The organism is Thalassotalea euphylliae, from assembly GCF_003390335.1.
GTDB lineage: Bacteria > Pseudomonadota > Gammaproteobacteria > Enterobacterales > Alteromonadaceae > Thalassotalea_F > Thalassotalea_F euphylliae_B.
In genome coordinates, this window is record NZ_QUOU01000001.1 from 1,394,008 (window position 1) to 1,413,474 (window position 19,467).

Annotated in this window: 17 protein-coding genes; 6 read left to right on the top strand and 11 right to left on the bottom strand. The window is 45.0% G+C overall.

Annotation, left to right across the window (positions count from 1 at the left end):
• Positions 1-94 precede the first annotated feature (94 nt).
• The gene (locus DXX93_RS06210; RefSeq protein WP_116007338.1) at positions 95-1,645 is read right to left on the bottom strand and encodes a leucyl aminopeptidase; all 1,551 of its coding nucleotides are present in this window, start codon (positions 1,643-1,645) and stop codon (positions 95-97) included.
• A gap of 188 nt (positions 1,646-1,833) precedes the next feature.
• Between DXX93_RS06210 and DXX93_RS06215 the strand changes: the two genes are divergently transcribed.
• Positions 1,834-2,340 (top strand): gamma-glutamylcyclotransferase family protein, encoded by a 507-nt coding sequence (locus DXX93_RS06215; RefSeq protein ID WP_116007339.1) that lies wholly within the window; start codon positions 1,834-1,836, stop codon positions 2,338-2,340.
• A 70-nt stretch (positions 2,341-2,410) separates the two neighbouring features.
• Here the strand turns inward: DXX93_RS06215 and acuI are convergent, their stop codons facing one another.
• Positions 2,411-3,388 carry an acrylyl-CoA reductase (NADPH) gene (gene acuI, locus DXX93_RS06220; protein ID WP_116007340.1) on the bottom strand — a complete coding sequence of 326 codons (978 nt, stop codon included), beginning with the start codon at positions 3,386-3,388 and terminating at the stop codon, positions 2,411-2,413.
• 106 nt (positions 3,389-3,494) lie between these two features.
• Positions 3,495-4,133 (bottom strand): acrylate utilization transcriptional regulator AcuR, encoded by a 639-nt coding sequence (gene acuR / locus DXX93_RS06225; protein WP_116007341.1) that lies wholly within the window; start codon positions 4,131-4,133, stop codon positions 3,495-3,497.
• A gap of 502 nt (positions 4,134-4,635) precedes the next feature.
• On the opposite strand from acuR, the gene DXX93_RS06230 reads away from it, so the two are divergent.
• The gene (locus DXX93_RS06230; RefSeq protein WP_116007342.1) at positions 4,636-4,983 is read left to right on the top strand and encodes a RidA family protein; all 348 of its coding nucleotides are present in this window, start codon (positions 4,636-4,638) and stop codon (positions 4,981-4,983) included.
• Positions 4,984-5,118: 135 nt separating this feature from the next.
• Positions 5,119-5,718 carry a glutathione S-transferase family protein gene (locus tag DXX93_RS06235; RefSeq protein WP_116007343.1) on the top strand — a complete coding sequence of 200 codons (600 nt, stop codon included), beginning with the start codon at positions 5,119-5,121 and terminating at the stop codon, positions 5,716-5,718.
• A 246-nt stretch (positions 5,719-5,964) separates the two neighbouring features.
• Here DXX93_RS06235 and DXX93_RS06240 read toward each other — a convergent pair whose 3' ends face one another.
• From DXX93_RS06240 to DXX93_RS06250, 3 genes are read right to left on the bottom strand one after another with little or no spacing between them, the layout of a single operon-like run.
• Positions 5,965-6,834, bottom strand: a complete 870-nt coding sequence (locus DXX93_RS06240) for an ABC transporter six-transmembrane domain-containing protein (protein ID WP_116007344.1) — start codon at positions 6,832-6,834, stop codon at positions 5,965-5,967.
• Positions 6,835-6,841: 7 nt separating this feature from the next.
• Positions 6,842-10,000, bottom strand: coding sequence for an efflux RND transporter permease subunit (locus tag DXX93_RS06245; protein ID WP_116007345.1), 3,159 nt, complete (start codon positions 9,998-10,000; stop codon positions 6,842-6,844).
• Positions 10,000-11,223: an efflux RND transporter periplasmic adaptor subunit gene (locus tag DXX93_RS06250; RefSeq protein ID WP_116007346.1), complete on the bottom strand. Its 1,224-nt coding sequence runs from the start codon at positions 11,221-11,223 to the stop codon at positions 10,000-10,002. Before DXX93_RS06250 ends, DXX93_RS06245 begins: the two co-directional genes overlap by 1 nt.
• 198 nt (positions 11,224-11,421) lie before the next feature.
• Here DXX93_RS06250 and DXX93_RS06255 point away from each other — a divergent pair, with 198 nt between their 5' ends.
• Together DXX93_RS06255 and DXX93_RS06260 are read left to right on the top strand one after the other, a co-directional pair.
• Entirely contained in the window at positions 11,422-11,964 is a 543-nt protein-coding gene (locus DXX93_RS06255) for a TetR/AcrR family transcriptional regulator (RefSeq protein ID WP_181902159.1), read from the top strand.
• Between the two features lie 201 nt (positions 11,965-12,165).
• On the top strand, positions 12,166-13,374 hold the full coding sequence (locus DXX93_RS06260; RefSeq protein WP_116007348.1) for an IS256 family transposase: 1,209 nt from the start codon (positions 12,166-12,168) through the stop codon (positions 13,372-13,374).
• Positions 13,375-13,414: 40 nt separating this feature from the next.
• On the opposite strand, the gene DXX93_RS06265 is transcribed toward DXX93_RS06260, so the two are convergent.
• Positions 13,415-14,571 (bottom strand): IS3 family transposase gene (locus DXX93_RS06265; RefSeq protein ID WP_116007349.1). Its coding sequence is split into 2 segments (ribosomal slippage): positions 13,415-14,328 and positions 14,328-14,571, totalling 1,158 coding nucleotides; the frame shifts between segments, so codons are not numbered across the junction.
• Here DXX93_RS06265 and DXX93_RS06270 point away from each other — a divergent pair.
• Entirely contained in the window at positions 14,565-14,852 is a 288-nt protein-coding gene (locus DXX93_RS06270; RefSeq protein ID WP_258872597.1) for a transposase, read from the top strand. The two genes, DXX93_RS06265 and DXX93_RS06270, sit on opposite strands and share 7 nt — an antisense overlap.
• A gap of 2 nt (positions 14,853-14,854) precedes the next feature.
• Here DXX93_RS06270 and DXX93_RS20770 read toward each other — a convergent pair whose 3' ends face one another.
• The 4 genes from DXX93_RS20770 to DXX93_RS06295 all read right to left on the bottom strand — a co-directional run bounded on the left by DXX93_RS20770 (position 14,855) and on the right by DXX93_RS06295 (position 19,432).
• Positions 14,855-15,046: a hypothetical protein gene (locus DXX93_RS20770; RefSeq protein WP_116007350.1), complete on the bottom strand. Its 192-nt coding sequence runs from the start codon at positions 15,044-15,046 to the stop codon at positions 14,855-14,857.
• Between the two features lie 54 nt (positions 15,047-15,100).
• Positions 15,101-15,415, bottom strand: a complete 315-nt coding sequence (locus tag DXX93_RS06280) for a hypothetical protein (RefSeq protein WP_116007351.1) — start codon at positions 15,413-15,415, stop codon at positions 15,101-15,103.
• Positions 15,416-15,424: 9 nt separating this feature from the next.
• Positions 15,425-17,116, bottom strand: a complete 1,692-nt coding sequence (locus DXX93_RS20870; RefSeq protein ID WP_220347555.1) for a hypothetical protein — start codon at positions 17,114-17,116, stop codon at positions 15,425-15,427.
• 780 nt (positions 17,117-17,896) lie between these two features.
• Entirely contained in the window at positions 17,897-19,432 is a 1,536-nt protein-coding gene (locus DXX93_RS06295; RefSeq protein WP_116007352.1) for an AbgT family transporter, read from the bottom strand.
• Positions 19,433-19,467: the final 35 nt, after the last annotated feature.

Genomic DNA, 19,467 nt, shown 5'->3' on the forward strand with positions numbered 1-19,467 from the left:
ATGCAAGTGAAAAAAAGAAGCCGCTTTCTGACTAGTAAATTAGAGAAGCGGCTTTTTGATTATGAAGGTCAAAGGTAAAGTTAAAGGTGAAGGTTTATTGCAGGTTTTCTCGCACCAGTTGATCCATAAAACGCACGCCCCAGCCTTGAGAACCTTTGGGCGCAATGGCGATATCGGCGTCTAGCCAATCAACGCCGGCAATATCTAAATGTACCCAAGGTAAGTCTTTATCAATAAAAGTGGCAACCACGGCAGCGCCAATACTGGCGCCGGGATTACCGGCACCTGAATTTTTAATATCGGCAATATCCGATTTTATCTGGTCAAAATGATTAGGGTGAAGGGGCAGTGGCCACACATTTTCGCCACTGGTGCTGCCAATTGCCATCATTTGTTCGGTCAGCGCCCAATCGCGAGTGACAAGGGCGGCGTATTCATCGCTTAGCGCCCTTACTGCTGAGCCAGTCAGCGTGGCGATGTTGACTAACATGCGCGGTTTGTATTCCTCTTGTGCGTAGCGCACCGCATCAGCCAAAATTAAGCGGCCTTCCGCATCCGTGGAAATAATCTCAATGGTCGTGCCTTGCATTGTGGTTAGCACATCACCTGGGCGAATGGCATCACCTGATGGCATATTTTCTGCCAATGGCATCACGCCAACAAGGTTCACTTTTTCACCGCGCTTGGCCGTGGCGAGCATAGTGCCTGCAACAGCGGCAGCCCCCGCCATATCAGACTTCATTGCCCACATACCTTTGTTTTGTTTAAGGCTAATACCACCTGTATCAAACGTAATACCTTTACCGACTAGGGCGATTGGCGCTTGTTTGTTGGCACCTTTATAGCTAATAACCAGTAGCCGAGGGTCGTGCACTGAGCCTTGACCCACCCCTAAAAGCGCGCCCATATTGCGTTTTTTCATATCACGCACTTTCAATACGTCGATATCAACATTTTTCACCCCTTTAAAGGCTCGCTTCACTTGGTTAACAAAACTTTCGGGGTACATGGTTTTACCCGGCTCAGAGGCCAAATCACGGGTAAGGTAAATACCTTCAACCATATGTTTTAAGTCGTTATTAAACTTGGCATTAGCCGCCTCAATATTGCTTGATTGAATAACAAGATCACTTGGCTGGGTTTTAGACGATGGCTTTTTGTATTTATCAAAATGGTAGTCACGCAGGCTCGCTCCCATGGCTATCCAAGCTTCTGGCGTTGCGACTTGGGTATTGAGGGCATCTGTGACTATGGTCGCTTGCGCTTGCAGGTTGGCGGGAATACTCGCCATCGCATAACCGCCAAGCTCTTGCAGTTGCGCTTGTGTCAACGGCTTTTCGCCTTGACCAACGACAGATATTTGCGCAAATGGCGCTATGCCGTAAAATATTTGTGTACTGCCAAATTTGCTCGAAGCATCACTATTGGCGATAGCGGCCAGTAGCTGGCCTTGCGACGTTTGATTAATTTGCGCGGCAACTCCCGTCAGCGTTTCGGTGTTATCAATAAACAACACAAGGCGTTTATGCTGACTTAGATCCAAGGTTGAAAATTCAACCCCAGTTTGAGAAAGGGTTTGGGCAAATACTTGTGAGCTTGCCAGCCAAGCTAGCAAAATCAGCCATAATTTTATTACTCTGTTCATCTTGTTTCGCTCTGTTTTCGTAGGTTTAAGTGTTGTAAGTTGTTAGCTTTTACTTGTTGGGCGCTACGCATTTATTGGAAGATAAGATCATCCTCCAAAGTTGACTGTCGACTTGTCGCTGCTTGCTGGTGACGGCACAGTCTATGAAATCAATAAAAAGAAGCCCTAAAAATTTAAAAGAGAGTGTTATGAAGGATAGTGCATTATTGAAGTATTTTGCTTATGGCTCGAATATGTCTGTGCCTCGGTTACAACAACGAGTGCCGAGCGCACGGTTTATTGGTACTTATTATTTGCCCAAACACGCGCTTAAATTTCACAAAAAAGGCGTAGACGGCTCTGCCAAATGCGATGCGTATTTGACCAATAGCGAAGACGATGTGGTTTATGGTGTGCTGTTTGAGTATTGCCCCAGTGAGAAGCACTTTCTTGATGCGGCCGAAGGGCTGGGCGTGTTTTATTTTGAGAAAGACGTGACCATTTATGATGAAAATCACCAAGCAGAGCAAGCTAGCCTGTACTATGCCAGTGATAGTACCCCGAATATCCAGCCATTTACTTGGTACAAGCACCACGTCTTTTACGGTGCTAGCGAAGCGAAATTACCCGCTGATTACTTAGCTAAAATCGACCAAATTGAGGCTGTTGACGATACCAATGCTGAGCGGCGAGTAAAAGAGATGGCAATTTACTGATGCCATCTCAGTGCCTTACTTTAAAGCGTTATTTTAAGGTAATACTTTAAACCAATATTTAAATAAATGGTTAAAGGCTGACCACCACGCGGCCACGCACTTTTCCTGCGATTAAGTCATTAGCAGTATCAATGGCTTGCGCTAAGGTGATATCGGTTGAAATAGCGTCTAAATCTGTTGGCTCGATAATCTCGGCCAAGCGCTGCCAAGCTTCGACGCGATCCGCTAGTGGTCTCATCACACTATCAATGCCAGCTAATACCACGCCGCGTAAAATAAACGGGGCAACCGAGGCTGGAAAATCCATGCCTTGTGCTAAACCACAGGCAGTAACGACACCACCATATTGCATACTGGCACAAACATTCGCCAAGGTATGACTGCCTGCCGCATCAACGGCTCCTGCCCAACGCTCTCTCGCCAGAGGCTTGCCCGGCTCAGATAGGGTATTGCGATCAATCACTTCTGCTGCGCCTAGCTGTTTTAAGTAATCGGCTTGGTCTAATCGACCTGTTGAGGCAACAACGGTATAACCAAGCTTAGCTAAAATCGCGATGGCAAAGCTGCCAACACCACCGTTCGCGCCGGTGACTAAAATCTCACCTTTATCGGGGGTAACGCCATTTTTCTCCAAGGCAATCACACACAACATGGCTGTATAGCCAGCAGTACCAATCGCCATGGCTTGTCGCGGTGAGAAAGCTTGAGGCAGTGGGATCAGCCAATCACTGTTGATGCGCGCTTTTTCCGCCAGACCACCACAATGCTTTTCACCCACACCAAAACCGTTCAGCAAGACTTTATCGCCAACCTTAAATTTGTCACTATCGCTTGCGGTTACCGTACCCGCTAAATCGATGCCGGGGATCATCGGAAAGCTGCGCACCACTGGCGCTTTACCTGTGATGGCGAGCGCGTCTTTGTAGTTAAGCGTACTATGAGAAACATCAATAGTGACATCACCCTCAGGCAAGATACTGTCGTCAACTTCCTTAACTTGAGCCTGATAACCCTGTTCGTCTTTATTAATAACAATACTGTTAAACATGCTTTCTCCTCTTTTAGACCGGTTGTCTATTAATGTTTGCAAAATGTGATGAAGCTATTCTGTGATAACGTCACCGAGTTAATCGTTTTTGCTTATTTGTATTTGTCTATATGCCTGATGAAACGCGTGCGATAAAAAAGGCTAAATAGTTATCGAGCGGTTTAGCGTTTTCTACTAACCTTGCGCGACTCACTGCACCTTCCCAGCCAACCCAGAAATCTTCGGCTAACTGCTCGCAATTATGATGCTGAGCGATTTCGCCTTGTGCTTGTGCGGCTGTTAAACACATTGCCAGCTTGCTTTGCCACTGACTGAAAATATCAATGAGTTGCTGGCGGTAACTGACGGGTAATAAATCCACTTCCTGGCCTAAATTACCCACTAAACAGCCGCGTTTAAATTGATAACGCAGCATCCCTTGTTTGGCATCATCCACAAAATGGGCAATACGGGTTAACGGTGGGTGAGTTTCATCCAGTAAATAAAGATCGAGCTTGCGCGCAAAATAGGTGGCATAACTATCCATTACCGCTTGTCCAAATGCTTCTTTACTGGCGAAGTAGTGATAGAAAGAGCCTTTGGGAACCCCCACTTTTTTTAAGATCTGATCGATACCAGAAGCGGCGAACCCAGTTTCAGTCAGCTGCTCTAAGCCACTGCGGATCAAAGCCGCTTTGGTGTCAGGATTATCGCGGGCAACTTTCGGTGGGCGCCCACGCCTTGGCTTTTGTGCAGTACTGGTCATTTAGCTATTTACAATGTTGGTTACTTATTTTTATTTTAGACCGGTCGTCTAATTAATTGCAATGATGATTGGTAGTCAAATAAATTGACATATTAAGTTATGTAGAATATTTGTTCCGCTAAGTGCTAGTTTTCGTCATTTGTTACACGTTAGCTAGCAGTATGCTTGTGCGTAAAGCGGTCATCTGCTTCATTAGGGTTTAACGGCAGAATTGAGCGAGAAACGGATATTGACCTAGACATTGTTGAAAATTCTCAGTAAATCCCTAAGATAACACCACACTTCCCGCTAACATTATGAAATTGTTGAATAAAAACTAGTAATTATAAATGGATATTACTATGAAATCTCAGTAATATCCCAATAAAGGCAAATAGTAACTTTTATTTCTTTAGTAACAAATTGAATTAAAAGAGGTTTATGGTAGTTTAATTAGGTAGTCGTAGGCGGATATTACTGAGATGTCTAAGTAATTAACTGTGAGCAGTACAAGGTTGAATCGATGATAGAGAGAAAAAGAGGAATTTACGAAGGGCGAAATAAGTCTTCCGCATATAGAGATCTAGTATGGACGGTAGCTACATCATCAGATACGTCTTTGGATATAAAGGGGCAAACCCAATTGACCCTAGATACAATCCAAGAGAATCTACTTGAGCTTGGTAGCGACAAAACTAAAATCGTATCCGCCCAAGTTTATATTGCCGATATGAACTCTAAACAATTAATGGACTCAGTCTGGTGTGATTGGTTCGGTAACAACCCTCAAAATTGGCCACAGCGAGCTTGCTTAGGTGTAGACCTTGAAGGTGATGTGCTAATTGAAATAACCGTCACAGCAGTACGCTAAAGTACTGCTAGCAAGCAAGTTAACTGGGACTTAAAACTGCGGGATCTTTTCGCTTCGGTCAAGTTTAGCCCACAATTTTAAGCCTGTTATTAAGGCGTTATGCGTTTAGTCAATTTAGAGTTCGGAGTTAAATAGATGCAATTAACCGTTGGTACTGATTCAACATGGTCGTTAAGAGCTTGGATATGTAGTCAATTAGCCCAATTAAACATTGAAGTTAACGTAATTGATTTAACCAACGCAAATTATAAGTCTGAGATATTTAAGTATTCTAAGACAGGTCTAGTCCCTTCGTTAAATGAAGGAACTTTTGCTATACACGACTCTTTGGCAATAGCAGAGTATTTCAACGAATGTTCAGGTGGGGCACTCTATCCTCAATCAGCTTCTGAACGAGCTTTAGCTCGAAGCTTGTGTTCAGAGCTACACTCTGGATTTATAAATATTAGATCACAATGTCCATTTTCATTAGATCCAGTACCTCCACTGTCAGAGTTTAGTGACGGGATAAGAAATGAGTTAACTAGAATTGAATTTATCTTTGAATTAGCTCAATTACCATACATGTTTGACTCTGCGGGAGTCGTAGATGCATTTTATTGCATACTAGCTTTCAGGTTAAGAGCATACGGAATAAACCTTCAAGGTAAAGCTGGCTTATATCAAAATAGCCTTTTAAATTGGTCAAACTTGAAACAAGCAATTAATGTTGCTCAAAGCTGGAAGAACGCATAACAAGAGACTATGGCATTGAATGTCCGTTGTTGGCACTTAGCGGAAGTTCGAAGAAAAGTAGATGAAAGTCTGCTCCTTGTTTGAAGTAAAACCGCCGATCGAGCGAGTAAATTATCGCTATTTGCCCATATCAGACGAACTTTTTTGAACCTCCCATCTCTGCATATTATACCACTCCGACATTTCTCAATACTATTGCACCCATGCAAAGGGGGCTGAGTCAGCATAAGCACAAACCAATAGCGGCTAATCCACGTCTAAATCTCCTTTGCTTATCGAATTAATACGCTTAGTAATTTCAGAAAGCCTTGCCCAGCTTTGCAGGGTAACTGGAAGCACTATTGCTGCTTCAACAAACTCCCATGAATAGCTTACGATGGAGAAAATAGTGCCAGCGGTGATGGCCATCTGGCTTGTTGCATACCATAAGTTGCTTACCACCATAGCCAGTAGCACAATAAATACGCCGCCGTAGAGTACGGCTTCGCGATCGGAAAGATTAATTTCCAGCTTTTTTAAGCGAGTAAAATGGTTGCGCAGATTCACTGACGAGCCCTCGGCCAAAATGGCGACTTGCCGCTCTGCCTGTTGATTGTAAGCGCCGTTAGCTTGATAAAAATCGCGATGAAAAGCGCTATAAATTAGCATCATTAACAGGGCGGCGATAAAGGCGGTGGCAGATAACATAGGGTTAAGGAAGTAGAGCACAGCAAGCGAGACAATAAATTGCACACCAGCATTGAGTATTTCCGGTAGCTTATGTTCGAGAAAGTCGACTAATTCGCGCCCCATCTCTAATCTGGCATTTAAGGTTGAGACCGGTAAGTGGCAGTTGAGCTTGGCGAGGTCGGCCATTACCCCTACTCGGATCTTGCCATAGGCGCGGGTATCATAAAATCGTCTGATCACGCTGACCACTACCAAAAACACCAAAATAGTCACTAAGATCATTAGTTCTTGGCTTTTTCCCGCCAACAAGCCATCAATGGTAAAGCCAATAAATAAGGGAATAAGCGCGGTAAGCGCAATTTCAATCACGCATAGCAAGATATTAAGGCTAATCGCAGGTTTATGGGCGTTGAAAATCTTGCCAACAGAAATCATAGTGCTAGACATCAGGTAATTAACTCGCTGTTACTTCGTGGTTGTTTTGTCGGGTAGAAGGGCTGCTTGTTGTAATTGCCGCTTTTTCCGAATCTGGTTGCTTATTTTTGCTAAAGCTTAACAACACAGGAATTAATATCAGGGTGATAGGTGTCGCAAACAGCTCACCAAACACTAGAGATACGGCGGCAGGTTTAAGGTATTGCGCCTGCTCTGAGGTTTCACTTAACAATGGCAGCAGGCCACATACCGTTGTTACTGTAGTGAGAAAAATTGCGCGTATGCGGCTTTTACCTGCGGTGATTAAGGCCGCTTTCATTGCCATTCCTGAGCGATGTAGCTGGTTAAAGCGGGTGATCAGTACCAGCGAGTCGTTAATCACCACGCCCGTCATCGCCATCATGCCAAACATCGACAGCAGGCTAACCGATAACCCCATCAAGCCATGACCATAAATCGCCCCAGCAAAGCCAAACGGAATCACCGACATAATGATGAAGGGTTGCCAGTAAGACTTTAATGGAATCGCCAAAAGCACATAAATCAGCAATAAGGTAAGTAACATGGCTTTTTTAAAGCCTGTCTGCACTTCAAGGATTTCCTCAAACTCACCGGCGGCGCTGATGCTGACGCCAGCATATTGTGCTTCAAGCGTGGCAACTGTTGAGCTTTGTAATTGTTGCCATATTTGCTGGGGCGAGGCGATACTTTTGTCTTGACGCCAATACACAGAAACTACCTGATTGCGATTTTTGCGATGTAACACCTCAGGCTCGCGGCTAACACTAAACTCAGCGATATCACTGAGCGTGACATATTGCTGGTCATCCACCAGTACCTGCGTATTTTTTAACTGCTGAAGGGTTTGTCGCGACTGCGCTGGTAATCGCAATAGCACCATGGCTTCTTCACCGCCATCGAGTAAGCGATGCAGCTCAATATGGCCGTAAGCACCGCCAACGAGCTGAGCCAGTTGACGTTGGTTTAAGCCCAAGTTAATGCCTCGCTGGTTTAAAGTGACTTGCAATTGTTGCTGACCAAGCTGGGCATCATCTGTAATGTCGTTTACGCCCGGTAACTTGGCGAGCGACTGTTTTAGTTTGCTGGCGACATGGCGCGCCAAGTCTCGCGATGGTGCGCTAACGGTAAGGTAAGTGCCACCCGCGGGTGCTTCGGCAAAGGTGAATTTCTGGGCATAACTGCCTTCTAACACCCCCAAGTGTTGTTGCCAGCTGCTGATTAATTCATCGCTTGGCACATTGGCCAGTGCCTCATTCGACAGCGCTATCGTCGCCTCCAGCTGCTCATTGCCGTCCATCGCCACCAAGTACTGCTCAATAACGGGATTATTCGTGCGATATTGTTGTTTTAGCGCTTTGTTGGTCGCAGTAATTGCCTGTTCAATTTTTTGCATATGTGCTTGGGTGAGCGCCTTGGCGGCGTCTTGATCCATTTCCACCACTAACGTGGCATACCGCCCCGGAATTTCTGGGAAAAACACGGTTCGAATCGTCCCTTTGAACATAGCGCCATAGGCACCGAGCACCAGTAATATAAATACGGCTAAACAGGTGCGTTTATACGCTAAGGCCAAAGTTAAGCTGGGCTGGTAACAATGCTCGGCAAACCAAGTTAAGCCAGCCGTACATTTTCCTCTGACAGCTTGGAGCAGCTGGTTAAGTTGGTTCAAATATTTATGGTTGAAGGTGCTGTTGTTATTCGCCAATACCAAATGGGTTGGCAGAATAAATTTGCTTTCAATTAAGGAAAAAATTAATGCAAAAATCACCACGGCAGAGAATCCAGCAAGCACTTGCGCCAATTCATTTTCGATCCACAGCATGGGGGAAAACGCGGCGATGGTGGTGAGTACGCCGAAACTGGTCGCGACAGAAACCGCTTTCACGCCTTGATAGGCAGCTTGCTTGGGGTCAGCGATTTGGCTGCGTGCTTGATGAATCGACTCGCCAACGACAACGGCATCGTCAACCAAAATCCCAAGCACTAAGATCATGCCGAACAAGGTAATGTCATTAATGCTGTAATCAAACGCTGGCAGTCCCATCAAATAAACTGCGCCAGCAAGGGCGATGGGAATGCCCATCGCCACCCAAAGTGCCAACCTAAGTTCGAGAAATATGGCGAGCAGTACAATTACAATCAGCAAGCCCTGCCAGGCATTACTGCCCAGTAAATCAAGCTGTTCGTTTATGTAAGGCGCCATATCCGCCATTACTGCGGTGTGAACACCCATCGGTAATTGCCCTTGCAGATCCGCTAACACGCTTTGCGTTGCCGTGCTAACCGTTAGCAAATTGTCTTTTTGACTAGTGGAAATCATTAAAGCGATGGCGGCTTTGCCGGTATAGCGCACTAAGCTGTCAGTTTTTTCGTAGTCACGTTTAATCTCGGCAATATCAGCGAGCCTGACGATACCCGTGTCACTGGGCAACAGTGGAATTTGTGCCAATGCCGGCAGGGTATCGCTGTAGTTATCGGCTTTTAGCGTGATGCTGCCAGCTTGGGTATCAAGCTCGCCACTGCGGTAATTGAGCGACCATTGATGAATAATATTGGCCACATCTTGGTAGCTAAGCCCATATTGCTTGAGAGCATCGGCATCCGGTTCGATAACCAACTGCTTGCGGCGCTTACCCAAATTCGTGACTTGCGAAATCGCAGGGTGCTTTTTTAAGTGATTGGCCACTAAGGTCGCCACTTGTTGGCGAGTAGCGTCGTTCTCGCCGCCATAAATCATCACAAATGAGGCTAAGTTGCCAAATTCATCCGTGTATATTTTGGGCTGCTCCGCGCGATCAGGAAAACCCACAATCGCGTTAACTTGATTGCGCACCTGTTCCAACAATTGGCTCAATTCAACCCCTGTATTTTTCTTAACGCGAACAGAAGCAAAGCCAGCATAAGAAGCACTGGTCACCGATTTAATACCGGCGATACCGCTGATCGCGTCTTCGATGCGCTGGGTAATACTTTCATCCACTTGTTGGGCTGTGCCGCCGGGGTAACTGACCTCGATAACCAGCTGTGACGGTGGCGGTTGGGGGGAGCTTTCGACCCGCAACCCAGCGAAAGATAAATAGCCCGCAATTAAGATAAACACCATCAGCAAGTTTGCGGCTACTGGATTATCAAGAAACCATTTGGTGATGGCATTCATTACAGGGCTCCTTTGACTTTTGCGGCGGCAAGTGCATCAACATTTTGTACTGCTGTGACAACATTTTGTGCTTCTGTGACATCGAGTGGCTCGACTGTTTGGCCGGAGAGCATAGTACTGAGCGGATAGCGCACAAGTTGGCGCTGCTGCAATGTCTGCTTGTGAAAGGTAAACAGGATTTGCCCTGCTGCTTCGTTGAGTAGGTGGATGTCTTCCAGCACCAGTTTGTTATTTTGAACCGTCCACACCTGCTGATCTCTGGTTAACACGCTAGCGGGCGCAATAATGGTATTGGCATGCTGGGCAGTTGTGAAACTGACGCTAACTTGCTGCGCTGGAGAGAGGGCAAGCTGGTTTCGATTTTCTGGATAAGGATTAGCGATAGTCAGCCGTAAACTTTGCTGGCGAGTTTGCGGGGTCAGGCTAGGCGATAGAAAACGTATTTCGGCTTGCCAAGTGTTGCCTTGATGATTAGTTACGTTGGCTTGGAGCGGGTCACTCGTTGTTGCCCGGTTGATAATTTGCTGCCACTGATCAGCGGCAAGCGCTACATCAACATCTATCGCTTGTGACGAAGCGAGCTGATAAAGCTGATCGCCTTGTGTAATTTCCTTTGCAGGCGCAATGTGCTTGGCTAAAACGATAGCGTCAAACGGGGCTTTAATTTTTGTGTCGTTAACGCGTTTGAGTGCCGACTGGTAACTGGCTTTTGCGGCAGCCAGTTCAGCTTTTGCGGCACTTACATGGGGTTTAAACAAGCGAAAGTCGTTGCCAACTTGGTTAACTTCTAACTGTTTAGCAACACTTTGCTCGTTGAGGTAACGAGCAAGGTTTAGCTTTGCCTGGCTAACACGCGCTTGGGCGTCAGCTAGTGCGCTGACGTAATCAATATCTTGGATAGTCGCGATAATTTGCCCTTTACTGACAAAGCTGCCCGGCTGTATCTGCTCAAAGTGCTGTTCTAATCGGCCATTCACAGTAGCCACTATAGTCAGCGGCCAGCGAGGTTTGACGATGCCAGTGACCTTAATTTCTGATACGCGATGTTCAGGGCTAACGGCGAGCACAGACACTTGCGGCAGTGCTTCTGGGCTCTCGGCTGCCGCCAGCTCGGAGCCGCTCTCATCGAGCAGCCAAAGCAACAGAACAATACCAAGAACAGCAATTAATGATTTAACCACGAGTGATTTAGGAAAACCTAGCTTGCTTGCTGATGAATTCATTTTTCTTTCTATCTCATACTATCCCACAAGAATTTTGTGAGACGACTGTGTATCATATTTTCATGATAGTGATGTTTATTTTTTGAGTCAATACTTATGAGTCATGTTTGTCTCATATTTGTCTCATGTTAACTTTTTAGGTAGACTGATAATGAGTGTGGTTGCAGCAAGGTAAGAATGATGGTGGATGCCAGAATCGTGAAGTCGCAACAGGCCTTAGTGCTTGCGGGTTTAAAACTAATCAATAAAAACAAAGAAATATCATTATCTGATGTCGCCAAAGAGGCGGGCGTGGGGCGAGCGACACTGTATCGCTTGTACAGCAGCAAAGAAGCGCTAATTGAGGCCATAGCGCTGCACTGTTTAAACGCCTTTGAGGTGGCAACCAAACCTATTGAGCAACTGGCGACATCGACTATGCATGCGTTCGAGCTACTGTTTGAGCTGACCATGCCATTAACGGACGAATCACAGTTTTTAATGTCGCTGGATTACTTTGCCGACGATATTCCGCAAGTGAATGACATTATTGCCAAGCAAGATGAAGAACTGTGGGATTTAATTGAGGAAGCGAAACAGGCCGGACAGCTGGAAAAATCACTGCCGACAAGCTGGGTGCTCAACTTAATTGAAGGTTTGTATTATGCAGGTTGGGTGCAGCAGCAAGAATATCAAGCCAGTGCTAAGCAAGCAGCGGCACTGGCTTTTCAGAGTTTTAGCCGAGCGGTAACGCCTTTGTAATAGTTAATGCTATGGGTAACCTTTGAGAAATGCTCAATGATATTGTAAGCGAGTACCTAAGTGACAAGCTCCCTCTAATATACTGGGTAAAAACACTAAGTTTTTAATTACGTTTACGTCGTAACTGTTCTGGTGACTCTGTAACTAAATCTGTGTAACTGCCTATTATTAATACCCATATAGGGTTTAGGATAGGTAGTTATGAACAAGAAAGAACTTGAAGTCTTTGCCAAGCAAGCGGCTAAATCCATCAAAACGGAAGCAGATTTAACGAACTTTCGTAAAATGCTTACCAAGGTAACGGTTGAAGCTGCGCTTAATGCGGAGCTGGATGAACACCTTGGTTATGTTCGTCATGAGCAATCCATCAACGATAATTCACGCAATGGCTATTCGCCCAAAACTATACGAACAGAAGATGGCGAGATTGATTTAGATACACCTCGTGATAGAGATTCTAGTTTTGAGCCTCAACTGGTTAAAAAGAATCAAACCCGCTTTACGTCAATGGATGACAAGATTTTATATCTGTATTCCAAAGGCATGACGACTCGTGAAATCGTGTCCACATTCAAGGAAATGTACGATGCAGATGTTTCACCAACACTGATTTCTCGTGTGACTGATGCGGTTATCGCTCAAGTCGTCGAGTGGCAAGCCAGGCCGCTTGATGCTGTTTACCCAATCGTCTATCTCGACTGCTTGGTTGTAAAAATACGCCAAGATAAGCAAGTCATCAACAAAGCCATTTACTTAGCCTTAGGCGTGAATATCGAAGGCCATAAAGAACTTCTAGGTATGTGGATATCAGAAAACGAAGGCGCGAAGTTCTGGCTTAACGTATTAACGGAGCTTCAAAACCGTGGCGTCAAAGATATCCTTATCGCCTGTGTCGATGGCCTTAAAGGTTTCCCTGATGCAATTAATACCGTTTATCCTGACACACAAATTCAGCTTTGTATTGTTCATATGGTGCGTAATTCATTGAAGTTTGTGCCGTGGAAAGACTACAAAGCCATCACGGCTGATTTAAAGCGCATATACCAATCGGTAACTGAAGATGAAGCCTTAATGGCCTTAGAGCAGTTTGAGCAACGCTGGGACAGTAAATATCCCAATATCTCTCGCTCATGGCGAAATAACTGGCAAAACGTTAGTACCATCTTCAATTACCCTGAAGATATCAGAAAAGCTATTTACACCACCAACGCTATTGAATCGCTGAACTCAGTTATACGTAAAGCCATTAAGAAACGTAAGCTGTTCCCACATGACGATTCGGCGAAAAAGGTGGTTTACTTAGCTATTGAGCAGGCATCTAAAAAATGGACGATGCCGATAAGAAATTGGAAATCGGCCTTAAATCGATTTATGATCGAATTCGAAGACCGATTAAAAGATGTTATTTAAAACTGGCAGTTACACAAAATGTGTTACAGGGTCGTTCTGGTCAACTCCAGCCGGACACTTTTCTAAAAGAATTTTCATACTCTACTGGTGACAGATCACTATTAGCTGAATGCAGTCTTTCTAAGTTGTAATACTTCATATAATCGACAACATCATTTTTCATATGCTCACGCGTAGGTTGAGCCACTTTAAGTAACCAATCATGTTTCAAACTGCCAAAGAACCTCTCCACTACTGCGTTATCCCAACAGGCTCCCACATCACCCATACTCGCTCGAATACCAAATTGTTCGAGCAGCTGACGGTAACGCTTACTGGTGTATTGAGAGCCTCGGTCAGAGTGGAATACTAAGCCTTTAGCTGGTTTTCTCAGGTTATAAGCCCTAATCATGGCTTTCATCACTAAGTCAGTCGTCATACGTTTATCTATATGCCAACCAACAATGCGTCGAGAATATAAATCCATCACAACAGCAAGATACATCCAACCTTCGCCTGTTTTTAAATAAGTCACATCACCAGCCCAAATCTGATTTGGCCCCAACGGATTAAAGTTCTGATTAAGCAAATTATCTGCAACTGCATCAGCATGCTTACGCTTCGTTGTTACCTTGTAGGCAACTCGCTGCTTTACTTTCAGGTTTAACGCTTCCATGAGCTTTCGAGTTCTGTGCTTACCAATTTCAAAGCCTTCTTTGCGTAAGTTTTTATGTAGCTCGCGATAGCCCAAGCTTTCACGACTGCGTTTAAACAGCGCTTTAGCTCGCCGATATAAATGAAGCTCTTCTGCCGTAATTAACTTGGCTGGCCGTTTGAGCCATGCATAGTAAGCAGAGCGACTGACTTGCATCACAGCACACATCTTGCGGACGTCATGAGCCTGACTATTGGCTTTGACGAACTCGTACTTTACTTCATTTCTTTCGCAAAGAAGGCGCTTGCCTTTTTTAAGATCTCTTTCTCCATTTTGAGTTCTTTATTTTCTTTTCTGAGCCGTTTTAGCTCTGCTCGTTCATCTTCACTTAACGCATTACCAGCTTGTTGTTGTTCAAGTTTCGCTTTCCAGTTATAAATGAGTTTAGTGGTGATCCCCAAAGAAGCTGCGGCTTGTGAGACCGTATAGCCTTGCTCAGTCACTAAGGCTACAGCTTCTTGTTTAAATTCGGTTGTATAGGTTTTGTTTTTTCGTTTTGTCATTTAACACCTCAATATTGGAATATTGTCCTTTATTAAAGTGTCCGGCTCAATTAAACCAGTTCAATACCACCAATGCCGTTGAGGCGGTTCATCGCCAGTTTAGAAAACTGACTAAAACCAAGGGGGGCTTTGCCAATGAAAACAGCTTGCTCAAGCTGCTATACGCAGATATTTTAAAAGTCTCAGAACGCTGGACGCACCCGGTTCAAAACTGGAATTTGACACTGTCGCAATTAGCGATTCATTTTGAAGGCCGACTGGATGAGCACATCGACCTGTAAAATTAAAATTTAGCTGACACAGAATTTTGAACAGCCTCTGTGAACAATGTGGTAAGTATCAGTAAACACACTTCGATGGTGAGATAAGCGCTGCCTTTGCCCGCCACAAAAGCGTAAAAGTTAGGCGGTACAACTTCCATAAACAAGCTAAGATAAGCGATATAGGTTAATGCACTGTAATGAACGTCAATCAATCCTTCTACTGAATTGAATACAAAGAAATGCCCACTGATCTTGTAAGCAATTACCTAAGTGACAAGTTTTCCTGTTTCTGTGCAAAGATAACTCAGCTCAAAGCCTCCTTTTAACTCTTCTTTTAACTCGTTAAACAATAGTTTCCCTTGAACTTCAAATGATTTCATTGCTTCTTCTGAATTAAAGCCAGACTTTGAAGGATCTTGATGATTCAAAGTCTGATCGTATTCGTCTGCCCAATTATTAATTCTGCTAGCTAGCCTATTAGAAATAGGGAGGGAAGAAGGATCAATATTATCAATGCCATCACTAAACTCTTCCCAAATCGGGTAACACTCATAATCTGCCATTAGTTTAATTTTTCTCATGTTATTCTCCTATCTTGCTGGATTAGCTCCAACAATAAACCCATTACTACCAGTTGTAATAGCTATTCTCTGAGTTTTTCCTGCAAAGTTAATTTCATATATCGGTCTACCTTTTCCTTTTCCTTGATAGCCAACAATTTTTCCTTTAGTCACTGCTGTTATTACAGCAAGGGGAATATCTGGGTAACTTATTCCCCTATTTACAAAATCTGAACCATGTCTTTGTAATATATGTTGTAAACCTGCTCCAGCATTCCCTGTTTCTAAAAAAATAATTTTTCCGTCTGCATTTTTTCCTATTTGAACAATATTTGCTGGATTATGCTTTACGCCATTTTTATTTAGCTGATTTAGGAGTGAGCCTGATGTACCTGTTCGTATCGCAGGAAAGTATGCTGTGCCAACTGCTATTACTTTCCTAAAATCATTTGCCACGCCCTGTGCGACTTCATTGTCTACCTCTACCCATTGGTTCATCCTACCTAAGGAGCCAGGTTCTTGATGTGAAAGTTTTTCAAGCCAGTTGGCAATACCGTTTACTGAATCTGGAACTAAGTTTCCTATCGAAGCTTTTGCACCATTGGCAATAGTCGATGCTGTCTCTTTGTATATTCTGCTTAATTTATTGTTATATAGTTCTTCATTAGTCTCAAGCACTTCTATATCAATACTGTGCGTTGCGCCATTGGCGGTTGCGGTTAATTGATAAAGGCCGGGGTCGAGGGTTAAGCGGGTTTCCCAATAGCTCATCTGGTTTGGTTGGGGTTTAGGTACGGAGATGAAATCACTGCCACTGCTTGCCCCTTGCCAGCTCACTTCCACTGAACTGGCATTGGTGACCGAGCCTTCGACATGGGTATCCCAACCACTGGGGACTTTGATGGTATCACCGGCTTGTGGCGGATTGCGACGGGTAAACCCCTCGTTAAAGTTGTAGGGGTAGACTAATCCTACGTCTGCTTGCCCCGTATATTGCTTGGCCACCGATTCAACCGTATCAGCAGGTGCCATGGTATGTTGGCTAAAGCGCATATAGACCTGTGCTGACTTTTTGAGTTCAATTTGCTCGCCATGATTGGGTTTGCTAATAAACACATGAGGCTCTAACGCTTGCTCTGGGTCGACACTTGCCCCTAAAAACCGTTGGTTGATTTCGGCTTGGGTGAGGCCGCGTTTGTTATTTTGAGTATTAGCGAGTGTGTTCGCGCTAGTTGAGCCATTCGAAGAGGTCGATGCATTGTTAGTGGCTAAGGCACTTTGTACCACATTGGTGATTTGGCCGCCTTGGCTCGTAATGGGGTTAATCGCATTAAGCGCATGGTTGGCAGCGCCACCACCCGCAAATTTTGGCGTGTTGTTATCAGCTTCAAGTGCCTGATAAGGGGCAAAGGCATAGCATTCATCTGTGTGATGACGATATTGCGCGTAACTGACTTGCTGCCAACGCTTGTTGGCTTTGACCCAAAACATGGCGCTATGCTGGTAGCGAAACAAGTCACTTTGCCTTGGCGGGATAATACTCCATGCTTGGTTACGCCGCTTGCGTCGTATTTCATCCGGTAACTGGTTAAGCTGCGACGTTGGAATTGCTGTGGCCGTAATCAGTTGTTGTGGTGTGGGCGGTTCGGCGTGGCTATCGCCAATGAGCGGGTTATTCCCTTGCTCGCGGCTTATGCGCGAGGGGCTAGCATCCAATGCCATCAATCATCCTTTATCACAAATCCTGTCCATGTAACGACCAAGATTCTCGCACAACCACGCAGATTGTCAATTGACATCATCAATTAGGGGTTTATCACTGCTAGAGAAAATTCAAATGTGCTTAACGGTAAGGATCATTTTCGCGGCTGATAGCTCATGCCGAATGTTAAAGAGTTATATTAATGGCTTACGTTGGCGATATCCCCTCTTCTGACGGGAAAGCCTTGGTGCATCCAGCCGTATATGCCTTCCCACAGCACAGCGGTGCGAGTGTAGCCGCGCCGTCTTAGTTTGTTGATGGTGTAACCTTCTCTGTCTTTACCGTGGCATAACGCACAATATTTTTGATAGTTGGCAGCCGCTACCTCAGCTTGCGCAGTCGTCAGTTTTCGCGGTGGGAGCGCAATTCGCGCTCTTGTGCATTGATAGTCGTTGAGAGCATTGTCGAGGCCACAAAAAGAAAAAATGCGCTTCTAGTTAGGTATGAAATTTGCGATTTTTTGGGAAATATGGCACTGAGCACAGGGGAAACCTTTTTATCCATAAAACGGTGTTATCAGCATAAGCGTGGAAGGCTAGTTTGGCTAGCGGTTGCTCAAACTTGGTAACAATTCTTTTAGTACTTATAAATTTTAGTGTGCTTGGGTTTTAGTGTGTTTGGAGTAACTGGTGTAACCAAGAAAAACACGTAGCGAGTTTATGTCGCTCGCTACGTGTTGATCTTTTCTTTTTTGGGACCTTTCTTGATATCCACAAACAAGCTAAGCCCTCGTCTTAAACCTAAGGCAGGTATTCATAGGTGGCTTGCAGCCCGAGTGGCAATCCTAAGCTCCAAAACACCATTAGGAAAATCGTCCAAGCGACGATAAATATCACGGAAAACGGTAGCATCATAGCGGCTAACGTACCAATGCCTGCCGAGGTTACATAGCGCTGACAAAATACAACGACTAGCGGGAAATAAGGCATTAATGGGGTAATGATATTGGTACTGGAATCACCAATGCGATAGGCGGCTTGTGCCAAATCAGGTGAGATGCCGAGCTGCATTAACATTGGCACAAAGATGGGGGCAAGCAGCGCCCATTTCGCCGACGCTGAGCCAACAAATAAATTGATAAAACCAGTGAGAATAATAATCCCTGTGATGGTCACGCCGCCGGGCAATGCCAACGCTTTTAATGCTTCTGCGCCTTTCACCGCCAGTAAGATACCTAGGTTAGACTGGCCAAAAGCATAAATAAACTGGGCGATAAAAAACATAATCACAAGGTAATAGCCCATATCACTCATGGCTTTACTCATCCCTTGAATAAAGTCTTTGGTGGTTTTGATCTTGCCAATCAAGATGCCGTAAACCAGCCCAGGAATTAAAAAGAGCAAGAAAATTAGCGGTACGATAGACTGCATCAAAGGTGCTGAAAACGAGGTTAATGAGCCATCTGCGGCGCGCCATGCGGAGTTTTCAAGAGAGGTTGAAATTATCAGTAAAACAATACCGATAACCGTTGCCAACAACGACCAACGCAGCGCCTTGCGTTCATTGTCTTGTAATGGCTCCATGGTCGGCAAGTCAGATAAATCGCCATCGAGTTCATTGCCTTTGAGTTTCGGCTCGACAATTTTGTCGGTGATAAACCAGCCTAAGGTAATTATTAAAATCGAAGAGGCCGCGGTAAAGTAGTAGTTGTTGAGTGGGTTGAGCACCATCTCAGAATTTAAGATTTGTGCTCCCGCTTGCGTAATGCCTTGGAGCATAGGATCAATAGAAGACGGTACAAAGTTTGCGGAAAAACCGCCTGAAACGCCCGCAAAGGCGGCAGCGATACCCGCGAGCGGATGCCTGCCCGCCGCATAAAAAATGACGCCACCGAGTGGGATAACGAGCACGTAGCCAGCATCAACGGCGGTATGGCTGACAATACCAACCGCAATCACCATAGGCGTTAACAGCCATTTTCCCGTTACCGCCATCAGTGCGCGCAAGCCGGCATTGATAAAACCAGAGAATTCGGCGACTCCAATACCTAAAATAGCCACCAAGACCACACCCACAGGGTGAAAGTGGGAAAAGTTAGTGACCATTTTCGAGAAGAAGGTGGTCATTGCGTCACCGCTCAGCTGGTTGTTGATCACTAGCGCTTGACCTGTGCGAGGGTCAATAGCATTAAAGTCGACACCTGAAAGCGCCCAAGAAAGTAGCCATACAAAGACCATTAAGGCAATAAATAGCGCCGCTGGGTCGGGCAGTTTGTTACCCCAAATTTCGACTTTGTTGAGCAAACGTTGGATAAGTGGAGCTGACTGTTCCGTCATAAATTCACCTTTATTATTTTTCTCGTGATTTTATT